Consider the following 14,553-nt stretch of genomic DNA (forward strand, 5'->3'; position numbering starts at 1 on the left):
CAAAACGAGTCTATCGGTGCACGGTGGCGACGGTAATGTTGCCGATTGACGCATTCTATCAATTAGCGCCTGTCGCGACAGCCAAAAAATGTTCCGAAAAACGGCCGCGGCCCCTCTCCCGCGAACAGGCCTGCACCAACCTGGGCAATTTGAGACCAACGGAGATGGCACAGGTATGAATGATCGTGCCAGGGGATGGCCCGAACTCCCGGAAAACCGCGAGCCCGGGCGAGTGTTATCAGATACGGCTGACGATCAGCGCCGCATTCACGCCACCGAAACCAAAGGCATTGCACAAGGCATGCCGCACCTGATGGCGACGCCCCAGATCGGGCACGAGATCCAGATCCTCCATTCCGGCATCCGCATGCGTTAGGTTCAGCGTGGGGGGAAGCCGGCCTTGCATGACGGACAGGGCCGTGAAGATACTTTCGACACCGCCGGCGGCCCCCAGCAGATGGCCGGTGGCCGATTTGGTGGCGGAGATGGGGATACCCGGCAGCGACGCTCCGAAGACGCTCCTCAAGGCGGCAATCTCCGCATTATCCCCAACGGGTGTCGAGGTGGCATGCGCATTGATGTGGTCCACATCCCCGGGGGTCAGGCCGGCCATCCTGAGTGCGCTGCCGATGGCGGCGGCGGCACCGGCGCCGTCTTCCGGACCGGACGAAATATGATACGCATCGGCACTGGTGCCATAACCATTGATGATGGCCAGGGGGGTTGCACCGCGTGCAGTGGCATGGGCCAGGGTTTCGATAACCAGGACGCCGGCCCCCTCGCCCATGACGAATCCATCGCGCTCGCGATCAAAAGGACGCGAGGCCTCCCGTGGCGATTCATTACGGGTGGAAAGGGCTTTCATAGCGTGAAAGCTCGCCAGTGCCAGTGGATCGATGCAACTTTCCGCACCGCCGACCAGCGCGACCTCGGCCTCGCCACTGCGGATCAGCCGCATACCGTCCCCGATAGCCTGAAGCCCGGCGGCGCAAGCCGTAATCGGACAACCAATGGGACCTTTGAACCCGTACCGGATCGATACGTTACCCGCCGCCAGATTGGCCAGAAACGACGGTACGGTAAAGGGCGATATCTTCTTGTAGCCACGGGCGGTCAATGTCTGGGATGCATGGGTGATGGTGGGAAAGCCGCCGATACCCGTACCGATCACCGTCGCCGTGCTCCGCTGTTCGGCGTCGGAAACGGGGAACCAGTTGGCTTGTTGCAGCGCCTGTTGGGCGGCAGCCAGGGCGAAAAGAGTAAAGCGGTCCATCTTCTTGCGCTCTTTGAGACCGACAACAGCCAGTTCATCGAGTCCGTGTTCAGGATCCTGTGCTATATCGGGTACCAGGCCGGCCAGCTGTACCGGAAAGCCGGAGGTATCGAAATGGTCGATATGGCGGATACCCGAATCCCCCGACAACAGTTTCTGCCACACGGCGTCAACACCGCAACCCAGTGGGCTGACGATCCCCATACCACTGATTACAATAGGTGAATTCATTTTTCTTGCCTCCATGGTGAGCCACATGCACGAATGCAAGATATCCTCGGTCAATGTATGATCAAGATAATATTTTCATCTCGGGGAAACAGACCGGTGTCTTACTCGAAAGTACACAAGTCCCAATCCAAGGCCCGGATTTTGGCATCGGCCACAGAGCTTTTCTGCCGTTACGGCTTTGAGAAAGTATCGATTGCCAAGATCATGAAACTGGCACGCATGACCCATGGCGCCTTCTATGCTCATTTCGAGTCGAAAGAGGCGCTGTTCAATGCGTCGATCCTGGAAACATTCCAGCGCAGCCGGGTGGCGCGATTGGCCAAAGGCCCTTTTTCGGTCAGGCACCTGACCGCCCTGGTGACGAATTATCTGAATCTGCTGGCGCTGAAGGAACGCAACATCCCGGGTCCGGAGACCATCCTGTTCAACGAGATAGGCAGCGAGCGAGTGGAGATAAAGAAACTCTACGAGCAGGCGTATCAGCACATGAAGGCAGCGCTGGGGAAACGAATCACGGCCCTGGCACGTCTGAACAAGCTGCCATTTGAAGCCAATCCGGACATGATCGGTGAAAAATCCCGGGCCATCATGGCATCCATGATCGGTGCGGTCGCGATTGCCAGGAGTATTACGGACGAGCAAGAACAACAGCGGGTGTTGATGGCGGGACAAAAGCAGATCCTGACCATACTGGGCATCCAGGATGCTGATCTCGACCAGGCCAGCAGCGAAGCATGCGTTTGATGCCAGAAAGGCCGAACGCCGGTTGCCGCCGGGCCTTGTTGTCCAGAGATATCCCAAGCTCAACCACCAGTACCGCCTCGCCATAACTACGGTCCCGGCCCGGCGCCCACATCGAGTGCTCCAGTACGAGTGAGATGACGGGCGTTGAGGAAGCAGTGCGTCGGCCGGGCCGCTTCCAGCCCGCCCTGACCCAGGGTTCCACTTTTTTGATCCGCCTCGCAGTTCTGCCACTTTCTCCTAACAAAATCCGGATTTTTACCTACAATCACCCCATCGAATCGATTGCGTAACCGTTTCGCTCGCAATCTCGGGTTAATTTTCCGGGCTCTTCGGCCCCTGAAACAAGGCGGTACCATGAAGAAAACCACTCTGCTGAACAGCCATTTATCCGCCCTGGTGGCAAGCACCGGCCATACCGACGAAATCACCCTGGCCGACGCCGGCCTGCCCATTCCCGCCGGGGTCGAGCGCATCGATTTGGCGGTCTGCCCCGGCCTGCCCGGGCTGGAGGCCACCCTGGTGGCCATGCTGAGCGAGTTGCAGCTGGAAGCCGTGGTGCTGGCGGAAGAAATCAAGAGCCTGAGCCCGGAGCTGCACCAACGTCTGCAGACGCTGCTGGCCGGGGCGGCCGAGGCCCAGGGCAGGGACATAGCAATAACTTATGTGCCCCACGATCAGTTCAAGCGGCAGAACGGCCACAGCCGGGCGGTGGTTCGCACCGGCGAATGCACCCCCTACGCCAATATCATCCTGCGCGCCGGCGTGCCCTTCTGAGGTGATCATGGAACCCATACTGTCTCTTTCGGGCATCGACAAGGCTTTTCCCGGAGTCAAGGCGCTGGATCAGGCCGGGCTCAAGGTTTATCCGGGCCAGGTGATGGCGCTGATGGGCGAAAACGGCGCCGGCAAGTCCACCCTGATGAAGGTGCTGACCGGCATCTACCCGCTGGACGCGGGTGAGATCCGCTACCGGGGCCGGCCCTGCAGTTTCAGGGGACCTCGTGAGTCCCAGCAGGCGGGCATCGGCATCATCCACCAGGAGCTGAACCTGCTGCCGGAGCTGACCATCGCCGAGAATATCTTCCTCGGCCGCGAGCCGGTCAACCCCTTCGGCAAAATCGACTGGCGCCGGCTCTATGCCGAGGCCCAGACCCTGCTGGATCGGCTGCAGATCCGCCACTCTCCCAACACTCGGGTGGGCAGTCTGAGCATCGGCGCCCAGCAGATGGTGGAAATCGCCAAGGCGCTGTCGTTCGAGGCCTCGGTGATCATCATGGACGAACCCACCGACGCCCTCACCGACACCGAAACCCGAGCCCTGTTCCGGGTGATCGAAGAGCTGCGCCAGGCCGGCTGCGGCATCGTCTACATCTCCCATCGGCTCAAGGAAATCTTCGAGATCTGCGACCGGGTCACGGTGCTGCGCGACGGCAAATGGATCGGCGAGGAGGCGGTGGCGGACATCGACGAAGACCGCCTTATCGAGATGATGGTGGGCCGCCGGCTGGACGAACAGTACCCGCGCCTGGCCGTGCCCCGGGGGGAAGAAGTGCTGCGGGTCGACGGCCTCGCCGGCCCCGGCGTGAAGGAAGTGAGTTTCGCCCTGCGCCAGGGCGAGATCCTCGGCTTTTCCGGGTTGATGGGTGCCGGCCGCACCGAATTGGCCAAGATCCTCTACGGCGCCCTGCCCCGCACCGCCGGCAGCGTGCGGCTGGCGGGCAAGCCCTATCACGCCAAGGCCCCCCAGCAGGGGCTGGCGGCGGGCATCGCCTATATCTCGGAGGATCGCAAGGGCGACGGTCTGGTGCTGGGGCTGTCGGTCAAGGTCAATATGAGCCTGTCGGCCCTGGCCGAGCTCAGCCGGGGCCCACAGCTGGATCACGACGCCGAACGCACCGCGGTGGACGATTTTATCAAGCTGTTCCATATCCGGACCCCGGGCCGAGAGCAGTTGATCGGCAACCTCTCCGGTGGCAACCAGCAGAAAGTGGCCATCGCCAAGGGGCTGATGACCCGCCCCAGGGTACTGATCCTGGACGAGCCCACCCGCGGCGTGGACGTCGGCGCCAGAAAGGAAATCTATCAGTTGATCAACCGCTTCAAGCAGGAAGGCATGACCATACTGCTGCTGTCGTCCGACATGCCGGAAGTGCTGGGGATCAGCGACCGTATCCTGGTGATGCACGAAGGTCGCATCACCGGTGAATTCAAGGCCACCACGGCCACCCAGGAACAACTGCTGGCCGCCGCCGTCGGCCAGACTCAACAAGAGGTAACTGCATGAACGCCCCTGCCCTCAATCCCGGCCGCCGCTGGTTCAGCAAGGAATGGCTGATCGCCCAGAAGTCGCTGATCGCCCTGCTGGTGCTCATCGCGGTGGTCTCCATGCTGAGCCCCAACTTCTTCACCCTCGACAACCTGCTCAACATACTGCGCCAGACCTCGGTGAACGCCATTATCGCCGTGGGCATGACCCTGGTGATCCTTACCGCCGGCATCGATCTCAGCGTGGGCTCGGTGCTGGCCCTGTGCGGCGCCTTCGCCGCCAGCATGGTGTCGATGGAACTGTCCATCTTCATCACCCTGCCGGCCGTGCTGCTGGCCGGCTTTGCCCTGGGCGGGGTGAGCGGCGTTATCGTCGCCAAGGGCCGGGTGCAGGCCTTTATCGCTACCCTGGTCACCATGACTCTGCTGCGCGGCGTAACCATGGTCTATACCGACGGCCGGCCCATCTCCACCGGCTTTACCGATCAGGCCGACATCTTCGCCTGGTTCGGTACCGGCTATGTATTCGGCATTCCGGTGCCGGTATGGCTGATGGGCATGACCTTCCTCGGCGCCTGGTATCTGCTCAACCATACCCGCTTCGGCCGCTACATCTACGCGGTGGGCGGCAACGAGGCGGCAGCACGGCTCTCGGGCATCAACGTGGCCCGGGTCAAGATGGGGGTCTACGCCCTCTGCGGCATGCTGTCGGCGCTGGCGGCCATCATCGTCACCAGCCGGCTGTCCTCGGCCCAGCCCACCGCCGGCACCAGCTACGAGCTGGACGCCATCGCCGCCGTGGTGCTGGGCGGCACCAGCCTGGCCGGCGGCAAGGGCGCCATCATGGGCACCCTGATCGGCGCCTTGATCATCGGGTTCCTCAACAATGCCCTGAACCTGCTGGACGTGTCCTCCTACTACCAGATGATCGCCAAGGCCTCGGTGATCCTGCTGGCGGTGCTGGTGGACAACAAGAACAAGTAATTGTGCCCCTTGGCCGATACCCGCAGAACGGCCCGACAGCTTTGATAAAAAACGCTCTACCCCTACACAAGAAAAGGAAGCCAAACCATGAAAAAACTGACTACCCTGCTTGCCACCGCCCTCGTCGGCACCACCCTGAGCGCCGGCGCCTACGCCCAGGACACCCTGGCGCTGGTGATCTCCACCCTCAACAACCCCTTCTTCGTCACCATGAAGGAAGGGGCCGAGCAGAAGGCGGCCGAATTGGGCTATAACCTGATCGTGCTCGACTCCCAGAACGATCCCGCCAAGGAGCTGGCCAACGTGGAAGACCTGGGCGTGCGCGGTGCCAAGGTGCTGCTGATCAACCCCACCGACTCCGACGCCGTGGCCAACGCCATCCGCCTGGCCAACCGGACCGGCCTGCCGGTGCTGACCCTGGACCGCGCCGCCAACCGGGGCGAGGTGGTGTCCCATATCGCCTCCGACAACGTGGCCGGCGGCAAGATGGCCGGCGACTTTATCGCCGAACAACTGGGCCATAACGCCAGGGTGATCCAGCTGGAAGGCATTGCCGGCACCAGCGCCGCCCGCGAGCGCGGCGAAGGCTTCACCCAGGCGGTGGCCGAGCACGGCTTTACCCTGCTGGCCAGCCAGCCCGCCGACTTCGACCGCACCAAGGGCCTGAACGTGATGGAAAACCTGCTCACCGGCAACCCGGAGGTGCAGGCGGTGTTCGCCCAGAACGACGAAATGGCCCTGGGTGCCCTCCGGGCCCTGCAGGCGGCCAACAAGAAAGAAGTGCTGATCGTCGGCTTCGACGGCACCGAGGACGGCATCAAAGCGGTGGAAGGCGGCCGCCTGGCGGCGACCATCGCCCAGCAGCCTGACGCCATCGGCGCCATCGCGGTGGAAACCGCCGACAAGGTGCTGAAGGGCGAGACCGTGGCCGACCATATCCCGGTTCCGCTGCAGGTAATCAGCCAGTAAGATGGCGTCACCCCCGCGCAGGCAGGGGTCCATGGGGCCTGGGCACATCCTTGGCACGCTGCAACCGGCCCCGGGATGCCCGCCTGCGCGGGCATGACAACGGATACGCCGCCCCTGGCCGCGACCGTAGCCACGACTTCAGTCGCGGAATAACGCGAAATCCGCAGAATACGCGGCTAACACCGCGTCTGCGATAACCGAACCCGCCTCTGCCAAGGCACAGAAGGTAACCATCATGACCCTGACCGTAGCAGGCAGCATCAATATCGATCATGTGATCCGGCTGCCCCAGTTTCCCCGCCCCGGTGAAACCCTCACCGGCCGCGACTACCGCATAGTGCCCGGTGGCAAGGGTGCCAACCAGGCGGTGGCCGCCGCCCGCGCCGGTGCCAGCACCCGCTTTGTCGCCTGCGTGGGCGAAGATGCCCTGGCCGAAAGCCTGGTGGCCGGCTTCGCCGCCGACGGTATCGACACCGCCACCATCGACACCGTCGACGGCATCAACACCGGCGTAGCGCTGATCCAGGTAAACGATGCCGGCGAAAACACCATCGCCCTGGCCGCCGGTGCCAACGGCGAGCTGACCCCGTCCAGGCTGGAACGCCATGGCGCCGCTTTTCATTGCGAACAGCTGCTGCTGCAGCTGGAGATCCCGCTCGAGACCAACCTGGCCGCCGCCCGCCTGGCCAAATCCCACGACGCCCGGGTGGTGCTGAACCCCGCCCCCGCCCGACCCCTGCCGGACGAACTGCTGGCACTGGTGGACCTCATCACCCCTAACGAGACCGAAGCCGAGCGGCTCACCGGGGTGGCAGTGAACGATGATGCCGGCGCGGCCGCCGCGGCCGAGGTACTGCACGCCAAGGGCATCGCCACCGTCATCATCACCCTGGGCGCGCGCGGCGTCTGGCTGAGCGAGAGGGGCGGCGGCCGACGGATGCCGGGATTTTCCGTGCAGGCGGTGGACACCACTGCCGCGGGCGACACCTTCAACGGCGCCCTGGTCGCCGCCCTGCAGCAGGACCGGCCATTGGCAGAGGCGGTACGCTTCGCCCAAGCGGCCGCGGCCATTTCCGTGACCCGCCCTGGCGCCCAGACCTCGGTCCCCTTCAAGGCCGAGATCGAGGCCCTGTTGGAGCGGTATTGATGGCCACCATCAAGGACGTGGCGAAGCTCGCCAGGGTATCCACCTCCACCGTCAGCCATGTACTGAACAAGACCCGTTTCGTGAGCCCGGAGATCACCGAGCGGGTGGAGTCAGCCATAGAGACGCTCCACTACGCGCCCTCGGCGCTGGCGCGCAGCCTCAAGGTGAACCAGACCCGCACCCTGGGGATGCTGGTCACCACCAGCGCCAACCCCTTCTTCGCCGAGGTGGTGCAGGGGGTGGAGCAACGCTGCTTCGAGCTCGGCTACAGCCTGGTGCTGTGCAACACCCAAGGTGACAAGGCCCGGCTCAACGCCAGCATGGAGATGCTGCTGCAAAAACGGGTGGACGGCGTCATCCTGATGTGTACCCAGGCTCACCTGGGGGAAAATGTGTTCGACCGCTACCCCAGTGTACCCCTGGTGCTGGCGGACTGGGGCCCCATGGATTTGGAGGCGGATCTGATCCAGGACTCGGGCCAGCTGGGCGGCCGGCTCGCCACCGAGCACCTGATAAGCCTGGGCCACCGCCATATCGGCTGCATCACCGGTCCCATGGGCAAGCGGGCGGCGGAGGAACGGCTGGCGGGGTTCAGGGATGCCATGGCGCAGGCGGGCCTGGCGGTGCGCCCCGAGTGGATTGCCGAGGGCGACTTCGAGCTGGCCGGCGGCAAGGCGGCGATGGCGCAGCTGCTGGAAAGATCCGGGCGGCCCACGGCGGTGTTCGTGGGCAACGACATGATGGCGGTGGGCGCCCTGCGGGCCCTCGCCGATGCCGGTCTGGCGGTACCGCAGGACATGTCCCTGGTGGGTTACGACAACATCGAACTGGCCCGCTACCTGGCGCCGGCACTCACCAGCATAGAGCAGCCCAAGGCCGGCCTGGGCGCCCTGGCGGTGGACACCCTGCTGGCCCGTATCCAGGCGCCGGACAGCCCGCGCCGGGTACTGACCCTGACCCCGGAGCTGGTGGTACGGGAAAGCAGCCGGGCACGCTAGAAATCGTCGCCTCCCTCCACGCACCAGCCTGCAATGTCGAGGGGGCTCAGGAAGACACCAAATACCGCGCCATCAAGGCTGGCGTCAGACCTGAGATTGATGATATCAAGTGCAGGTCATTGGCGGATGGCCAATATCGTCCCATGCTCCCCTTTCCGGAGAAAGGGCGTCGCCAGGAGCCAAAGGGTTGCTAAACGGCGGCCCAGGGCCTGTTGAGCGGTTATCGGCAATGGTGGTAAAGGTGTACCGGATAAAAGCCGGCTCTTCCCGAGATCCGGCGGTACCGTCATTCCCCCTGTTTACTCCCAATGGAGACGGCTCATGTGGAAACTCAACCCACGGGCATTGCGTTATCTGAATGAGGCCTCGCGCCAAGGCTCCCTGCGCAAGGCCGCTGCGCGTTTAAACATCGATGTTTCTGCCATCAGCAGGCAGCTCAGTCAACTGGAAGAAGACATCGGGCTGCCGGTGGGGTATCGCTCCGGCCAGGGCTTTACCGTCACCGAGGTAGGGGAAGAGCTGATCTCCCTTTATCGCCAGCAAAAAGCCAGCGAAGCAGCCACGCTTTCCCGGATAGAGGCGTTGCAGGAACTACGCCGCGGCCAGGTTACCCTGGCGGTAGGCGAAGGCTTTATTGCCGACCTGATTTCGGCGCCACTACAAAATTTCATGCAGCGTTATCCGGATATTGCCATCACCGTTGAAATGGCCGGCGCCAATGAAGCGGTCAGGCTGATCAAGGAAGACATGGTCGACCTGGCCCTGGTCTATGCCCCCCTCCCCGACCCTGACCTGGTATCTCATGTTGCCAGCCGCCAGCCCCTTGACCTGATCACACCGCCGGACCATCCCCTGACCCGGACAAGGCCGGGCAGTATTCATGAGGTACTGGACTATCCCTTGGCCCTTATCGATCAGCAGTTTGGCATGGGCCAGTTGACCCGCCTGGTTGAACAGCTTGAACACATTCACTTTAAGCCACAATTAAAGACCAATTCCGTGGCAGTTTTAAAGAATTTCGTGCTATCCGGAATGGGACTGACCTTCATGCCCAGGCTTACCGTACATGAAGAAATCCTGTCGGGAAAAATCACCTGCCTGCCCGCGCCACACCCGGCTTTGTCCCAAGCAAAAGCCCATATTATCAGTCATAAGGGCAGAGAGCTGACCGTCGCCAGTGAGCATTTGCTCCGGCACCTAAGCAGCGGAATGTTGTTTTTTAATCAGAATAAATATTGAAATAAAATATTGCATTGCATTAAAAACAACATTCAAGGTATTGAAAAGTCAACATATCAACACCTACCTTGTACGAGCCGAACGAAACCACTATCAAGATATGGAGATCACATGATGAAAGCAGCCTTTCCCGCCACTCCCCTGACCAAAACTCTGGTCACCTTGCTGGGCGCCGGTAGCCTGATGGCTGCCAGCCTGGCTCAGGCCGTCACTATCGATCTGTCCTATAACGGGGCGCCGGATGAAGAAAAAAACGCCGTCCACCTGTTCGCCAGTAACCTGAAGCGCCTGGTTGAAGAGAAAACCGGTGGCGATCTGAAGCTTACTTTGTATCCCAACAGCATGCTGGGTGAAGAAGTACAGCGTATGGAACAGGTTATGGCCGCCCCGGGCTTGAATATCGCTTCCTTCGCGGGTATTTCCCCCCTGTTCCCCGAGATTTATGCCAGCTCCATTCCCTTCCTGTTCAGGGATTTCGACCATGCCCGCCGTTTCTTTGACGAGGGAGAATACTGGAAGGCAGCACAACAAGAATTCCAGGATCGTACCGGCACCCGGCTCCTGGCGGTGGTGGAAGAAGGGGGTTTCCTGGCCTTTACCAACAGCAAGCGTCCTATAAAAACACCGGATGACTTCAAAGGCTTGAGATTCCGCGCCATGGATAAAAGCCAGGTAGCGCTGTACGAGGCTTTTGGCGCGTCCGGTACCCCCATCCCCTGGACCGAAGTGTACATGGCGCTTAGAACCAACGTGGCCGACGGACAGATGAATCCCCCCATGTACATCATCCTCGGCAGTCTGCACGAAGTGCAGAAATACCTGACCCTGGCCAATATTCAATACTCCGATCAGTTCCTGGTTGCCAACGACCAACTGCTTGAGTCACTGACGGACGAACAACGCCAGGCACTGGAACAGGCAACGCAAGAAGCCAACCAACTCAATCGCGCCTCCATCGAAGCCAAGGTGGAAGAGCGGATCCAGTTTCTGGCGGACCAGGGTATGGAGGTTTATCGTCCTTCAGGCGCGGAACTCGCCCAGTTCCAGGACAAAGCCAAGCCATCATACATAAGCTGGCTCAGAGAGCAGAATATCGAACAAAAGTGGATCGACCTCGCCCTGGATGATGCCGGCAAGCACTGACTTTCCCTCTTTGGATCACTTGTACAGGAGGCGGCCTGATGGCCGCCCTTTTTACCCCATGAGAAAACAAATAATTGCTTACCTGAGCCGGACAATAGAGCTGGTCGTCGGTGCCCTGGTGCTGACCAACGTGCTGGTACTGCTTTACGGGGTTGCCGCACGCTATGTTTTGGGACGCTCCCCTATCTGGATGGATGAATTGTCCCGCTTCCTTATCATAGGCTCCGCCCTGCTGATGGCAGGAGTGGTCTGGATCCGTAATGAACACATGCGTATCGGCCTGCTGGAAGATCTCCTGCCCTCGCCAGTGGCTCGGCTGCTGAAGCTATACCAATGGATGCTCATCCTGGCCGTCAGTGCCGGCTTTTGCTGGTATTCCTGGCATTACGCCTTCTCCGTCGGCCGCTTTACCACCATGGGACTCGGCATCAGCCGGACCTGGCCCGTGTTGAGCCTGCCGCTGGGATTCGGTTTGTTATTTGTGTTCAACGTGCTGCGCGGCCCCTTCGGCTGCAAGGAAGGTAATTCATGACCCTGGCAATGTTTGCCTCCTTTCTTATTCATGTCCTGCTGGGCCTGCCGCTGTTTATCGCCCTGCTGGTAACGGCCATCGTCGGCTTTATGTTTATCGACCCATCGATGATCGGCCGCATGGTGCCGCAACAGTTCTTTGGCGGCATCGACGCCTTCTCGCTGATGGCGATTCCCCTCTTCATCCTGGCCGGCAACCTGATGAACAGCGCGGGCCTCACCCAGCAGCTCATGACCCTGGCGCGGGTCATGGTCGGTCACCTGCGGGGAGGCCTTGGCTATGTAAACGTGGTATCGAGCGTGTTCTTCGCCGGGGTCAACGGCTCGGCCGTGGCCGACACCTCCGCCCTGGGCTCATTGCTGGTCCCGGCCATGAAAAAAGAAGGCTATTCCGCCGCCTATGCCGCAGGCCTGACGGCAGGCAGTTCGCTGATAGGTCCCATTATTCCGCCCAGCATCTTCATGATCCTCTACGCCTCCCTCACCAACACCTCGGTGGGCGCCTTGTTCCTGGCCGGCGTTATTCCCGGCCTGTTGCTGGGCCTGGCCTTTATGGCCATGAACTGGATTTATGCCCGCAAGGCACGGTTGCCGGTTTCCGGTCAGCGACCGACCGCCAGCCTGTTTTTCCTGGCCCTGCTGGGAGCCATACCGGCATTGTTGGCTCCCTTTATCATCGTCGGCGGCATTGTCTTCGGTATTGTCACCCCCACCGAATCCGGAGCCCTCACGGTAGCCTACGTGGCCCTGGCAGGCCTGCTTAGCCGTCAGTTGCCGTGGTCCAGGCTATGGGAGGCGCTGGTTGAAACCGCACGGCTAACCAGCGCAATTTTCCTGATCATGGCGGCCTCGGCGGTTATCAGCTGGCTGCTGTCCTACGCCCAGGTCCCCAAGGCCTTTGTGGTACTGTTCGACCCCATTCTGGAGCAACCGGTGCTGGTCCTGCTCTTGCTCAGCCTGATCACCTTTGTCACCGGCATGTTCATGGAAGAGGTGTCGGCACTGATGCTGCTGACGCCGATTTTTATGCCTGTTGCCATGGCGGCCGGGGTGGATCCGGTACATCTGGGCATCATTATCACGCTGAATATCACTATCGCCCTGATCACACCACCGATGGGAGCTTGTGTTTTTGTGGCCGCCGCTGTCAGCAAGCTCGAAATCACCGACATGTTCAAGAGCATCTGGCCATTCGTGGCGGTTGCTCTGCTGGTCCTGCTTACCTTGATCCTGTTCCCCTCTTTGGTGCTCTGTCTGCCGGAAATGCTGGGAGGAACGGCATGAGTGAGCGTATTCCTCGCTTGAACGATCCTAACTGGAACCAAGTATCGGCACTGCCTATCACAGAAAATCACGAGGACTTGGTTCCCGCCAGCCTGGCACCGGATAGTCTGGTCTGTTACCCGGCCTACTATAGGCTCGGCATCCCCAACGCTATTCCCGAATGTTATATAAGGCGCGGGGTCTATATGCGCCTGCTGACCGCGGCCCGCTCCCTGCCGGAGGGCATAACGTTGCTGGTGCTGGATAGCTGGCGGCCCTATTCGGTGCAGCAATATCTTTATGACACCTTGTATAACGCCATTGAACATCACTGGCCATATAAAGCCGTCGCCGAACTGGAGCAGCTGACGCGAGAGTTCGTGTCGCTGCCCAGCACCAATCCCAAGTCTCCCAGCCCTCATCTTACCGGGGGATCGGTTGATGTTACCTTGCTCGATAGTAACGGTCTGATGCTGGACATGGGCACGCTTTTTGACGAGGCGACACTGTGGTCTCATACCGCCGCCTTTGAGGAACTTAGCCATCCCGGCCCACGCGAGCGCCACATCATTTCCAACCGACGGCTGTTATATAACGTCATGACCGAGGCCGGTTTTACCAACCTGCCCAGTGAATGGTGGCACTACGACTTCGGCAACCAGCTTTGGGCCTGGTACCGTGGGCAACCGCAAGCCCGCTATGGTCCCACCCACCCCGAAAGCCTTGAGAGTCGCTGGCGCAAGGAAGTGGATCGCAGGCACGATTAAACCCGGCAACCGTTTTTTCGGAATAAACATCGATATAAAAAAGGGGTATCCCCTCATGAGGGATACCCCGAAACTCAGACCCAAAAGATCTGAAACCCATCGAGAAACAAAAACAGACTCAATAACGCATCGCCTCAGCGGGACAGCAGTTCCGCCGGCAGGGTAAAGGCTTCGCGGAAGCGGCGCAGGGCCAGTTCCGAATCGCCGGAGGCGAAGGCTTCCAGGCCGATATTGCCCCGGTAGCCCACTTCGAACAGGGCCCGGGCGATGGCGGGATAGTTGATCTCGCCGGTGCCGGGCTCACAGCGGCCGGGCACGTCCGCCACCTGGATCTCGCCGATATGGGGCGCGCTGCGACGGATCAGCTCTATCAGGTTGCCCTCGCCTATCTGGGCGTGGTAGAGATCGAGCATCATCTTCACCTGGGGCCGGTTTACTCCCGCCACCAGCTCCAGCACCTCCTGGGCGCGGGCGAAGGGCACCCCCGGATGGTCCACCTCGGTGTTGAGGTTTTCCAGCACGAAGGTCACCCCGTGCCGTTCCCCCAGATCCGCCAGCCGGTTGAGGGTGTCGGCGGCCTTGAGCCACATGGCGCCGGTCACTTGCGCACAGGGTTTGACCGGCAGGCCCTGGTTGTCGAGGCCGGTGCCGTGCAGGTTCAGCCGGGGAATGCCCAGCTCTTTCGCCACCGGTATCGACTGCTCGGCGGTGCGCAGCAGCTCGGTGGCGCCCTCGTCGTCCGCCAGGGTGCCGGTGACATAGCCGGTCATGGAGGAGAAGGTCGCCCCGCTCGCCGCCAGCGCCGGTATGTCGTGCCGGGTCCAATCCCAGATCTCGACCTGAAAGCCCTGCTGGTGAATATGTTTGATACGCTCCAGTACCGGCAGCTCGAGAAACACCATCTCGGCACAGACCGCCAGGGTAAAGGGCTGGGAAACATCCATGGTCATGTGTTTACTCCTGATAATAAAAAATAAATCCCGCCACCCGGCCCTTTTG

At 61.2% G+C, this 14,553-nt stretch carries 14 protein-coding genes; 12 read left to right on the top strand and 2 right to left on the bottom strand.

The annotated features are described in order from the left end of the window. Positions 1-238: 238 nt before the first annotated feature. Positions 239-1,504, bottom strand: a complete 1,266-nt coding sequence (fabF, locus tag ACEVBK_RS12650) for a beta-ketoacyl-ACP synthase II (protein ID WP_375055299.1) — start codon at positions 1,502-1,504, stop codon at positions 239-241. Positions 1,505-1,600: 96 nt separating this feature from the next. On the opposite strand from fabF, the gene ACEVBK_RS12655 reads away from it, so the two are divergent. The 12 genes from ACEVBK_RS12655 to ACEVBK_RS12710 all read left to right on the top strand — a co-directional run bounded on the left by ACEVBK_RS12655 (position 1,601) and on the right by ACEVBK_RS12710 (position 13,554). Next, on the top strand, positions 1,601-2,248 hold the full coding sequence (locus ACEVBK_RS12655) for a TetR/AcrR family transcriptional regulator (RefSeq protein WP_375055300.1): 648 nt from the start codon (positions 1,601-1,603) through the stop codon (positions 2,246-2,248). A gap of 354 nt (positions 2,249-2,602) precedes the next feature. Further along, positions 2,603-3,022: a D-ribose pyranase gene (rbsD, locus tag ACEVBK_RS12660; RefSeq protein ID WP_375055301.1), complete on the top strand. Its 420-nt coding sequence runs from the start codon at positions 2,603-2,605 to the stop codon at positions 3,020-3,022. 7 nt (positions 3,023-3,029) lie between these two features. Then, the gene (gene rbsA / locus ACEVBK_RS12665) at positions 3,030-4,532 is read left to right on the top strand and encodes a ribose ABC transporter ATP-binding protein RbsA (protein ID WP_375055302.1); all 1,503 of its coding nucleotides are present in this window, start codon (positions 3,030-3,032) and stop codon (positions 4,530-4,532) included. After that, the gene (rbsC, locus tag ACEVBK_RS12670) at positions 4,529-5,497 is read left to right on the top strand and encodes a ribose ABC transporter permease (RefSeq protein ID WP_375055303.1); all 969 of its coding nucleotides are present in this window, start codon (positions 4,529-4,531) and stop codon (positions 5,495-5,497) included. Before rbsA ends, rbsC begins: the two co-directional genes overlap by 4 nt. 87 nt (positions 5,498-5,584) lie before the next feature. Further along, positions 5,585-6,466: a ribose ABC transporter substrate-binding protein RbsB gene (gene rbsB, locus ACEVBK_RS12675; RefSeq protein ID WP_375055304.1), complete on the top strand. Its 882-nt coding sequence runs from the start codon at positions 5,585-5,587 to the stop codon at positions 6,464-6,466. 232 nt (positions 6,467-6,698) lie between these two features. After that, on the top strand, positions 6,699-7,613 hold the full coding sequence (rbsK, locus tag ACEVBK_RS12680) for a ribokinase (RefSeq protein ID WP_375058564.1): 915 nt from the start codon (positions 6,699-6,701) through the stop codon (positions 7,611-7,613). Beyond that, positions 7,613-8,611 (top strand): substrate-binding domain-containing protein, encoded by a 999-nt coding sequence (locus ACEVBK_RS12685; RefSeq protein ID WP_375055305.1) that lies wholly within the window; start codon positions 7,613-7,615, stop codon positions 8,609-8,611. The genes rbsK and ACEVBK_RS12685 overlap by 1 nt, the downstream gene beginning before the upstream one ends. 321 nt (positions 8,612-8,932) lie before the next feature. Continuing rightward, on the top strand, positions 8,933-9,850 hold the full coding sequence (locus ACEVBK_RS12690) for a LysR family transcriptional regulator (protein WP_375055306.1): 918 nt from the start codon (positions 8,933-8,935) through the stop codon (positions 9,848-9,850). Positions 9,851-9,961: 111 nt separating this feature from the next. Then, complete coding sequence (gene dctP / locus ACEVBK_RS12695; protein WP_375055307.1) at positions 9,962-10,993, top strand: TRAP transporter substrate-binding protein DctP; 1,032 nt, start codon at positions 9,962-9,964, stop codon at positions 10,991-10,993. Positions 10,994-11,051: 58 nt separating this feature from the next. Beyond that, a complete protein-coding gene (locus tag ACEVBK_RS12700; RefSeq protein ID WP_375055308.1) occupies positions 11,052-11,525 on the top strand; it encodes a TRAP transporter small permease in 474 nt (157 codons plus the stop codon). After that, positions 11,522-12,808, top strand: coding sequence for a TRAP transporter large permease (locus ACEVBK_RS12705; RefSeq protein ID WP_375055309.1), 1,287 nt, complete (start codon positions 11,522-11,524; stop codon positions 12,806-12,808). Before ACEVBK_RS12700 ends, ACEVBK_RS12705 begins: the two co-directional genes overlap by 4 nt. Next, positions 12,805-13,554: a M15 family metallopeptidase gene (locus tag ACEVBK_RS12710; RefSeq protein WP_375055310.1), complete on the top strand. Its 750-nt coding sequence runs from the start codon at positions 12,805-12,807 to the stop codon at positions 13,552-13,554. The genes ACEVBK_RS12705 and ACEVBK_RS12710 overlap by 4 nt, the downstream gene beginning before the upstream one ends. A gap of 134 nt (positions 13,555-13,688) precedes the next feature. Here ACEVBK_RS12710 and ACEVBK_RS12715 read toward each other — a convergent pair whose 3' ends face one another. Next, positions 13,689-14,504 (bottom strand): TIM barrel protein, encoded by an 816-nt coding sequence (locus tag ACEVBK_RS12715; RefSeq protein WP_375055311.1) that lies wholly within the window; start codon positions 14,502-14,504, stop codon positions 13,689-13,691. Positions 14,505-14,553 lie beyond the last annotated feature (49 nt).

The sequence above is a fragment of the Zobellella sp. DQSA1 genome, from assembly GCF_041950555.1.
GTDB lineage: Bacteria > Pseudomonadota > Gammaproteobacteria > Enterobacterales > Aeromonadaceae > Oceanimonas.

Excerpts from the sequence above, each read along its gene's own strand:
- dctP (WP_375055307.1), top strand. The coding sequence starts at position 9,962 with ATGATGAAAGCAGCCTTTCCCGCCACTCCCCTGACCAAAACTCTGGTC.
- ACEVBK_RS12710 (WP_375055310.1), top strand. The coding sequence starts at position 12,805 with ATGAGTGAGCGTATTCCTCGCTTGAACGATCCTAACTGGAACCAAGTA.
- rbsD (WP_375055301.1), top strand. The coding sequence starts at position 2,603 with ATGAAGAAAACCACTCTGCTGAACAGCCATTTATCCGCCCTGGTGGCA.
- ACEVBK_RS12715 (WP_375055311.1), bottom strand. The coding sequence starts at position 14,504 with ATGACCATGGATGTTTCCCAGCCCTTTACCCTGGCGGTCTGTGCCGAG.
- rbsC (WP_375055303.1), top strand. The coding sequence starts at position 4,529 with ATGAACGCCCCTGCCCTCAATCCCGGCCGCCGCTGGTTCAGCAAGGAA.
- fabF (WP_375055299.1), bottom strand. The coding sequence starts at position 1,504 with ATGAATTCACCTATTGTAATCAGTGGTATGGGGATCGTCAGCCCACTG.
- ACEVBK_RS12690 (WP_375055306.1), top strand. The coding sequence starts at position 8,933 with ATGTGGAAACTCAACCCACGGGCATTGCGTTATCTGAATGAGGCCTCG.
- ACEVBK_RS12685 (WP_375055305.1), top strand. The coding sequence starts at position 7,613 with ATGGCCACCATCAAGGACGTGGCGAAGCTCGCCAGGGTATCCACCTCC.
- ACEVBK_RS12705 (WP_375055309.1), top strand. The coding sequence starts at position 11,522 with ATGACCCTGGCAATGTTTGCCTCCTTTCTTATTCATGTCCTGCTGGGC.
- rbsA (WP_375055302.1), top strand. The coding sequence starts at position 3,030 with ATGGAACCCATACTGTCTCTTTCGGGCATCGACAAGGCTTTTCCCGGA.
- rbsB (WP_375055304.1), top strand. The coding sequence starts at position 5,585 with ATGAAAAAACTGACTACCCTGCTTGCCACCGCCCTCGTCGGCACCACC.
- ACEVBK_RS12700 (WP_375055308.1), top strand. The coding sequence starts at position 11,052 with ATGAGAAAACAAATAATTGCTTACCTGAGCCGGACAATAGAGCTGGTC.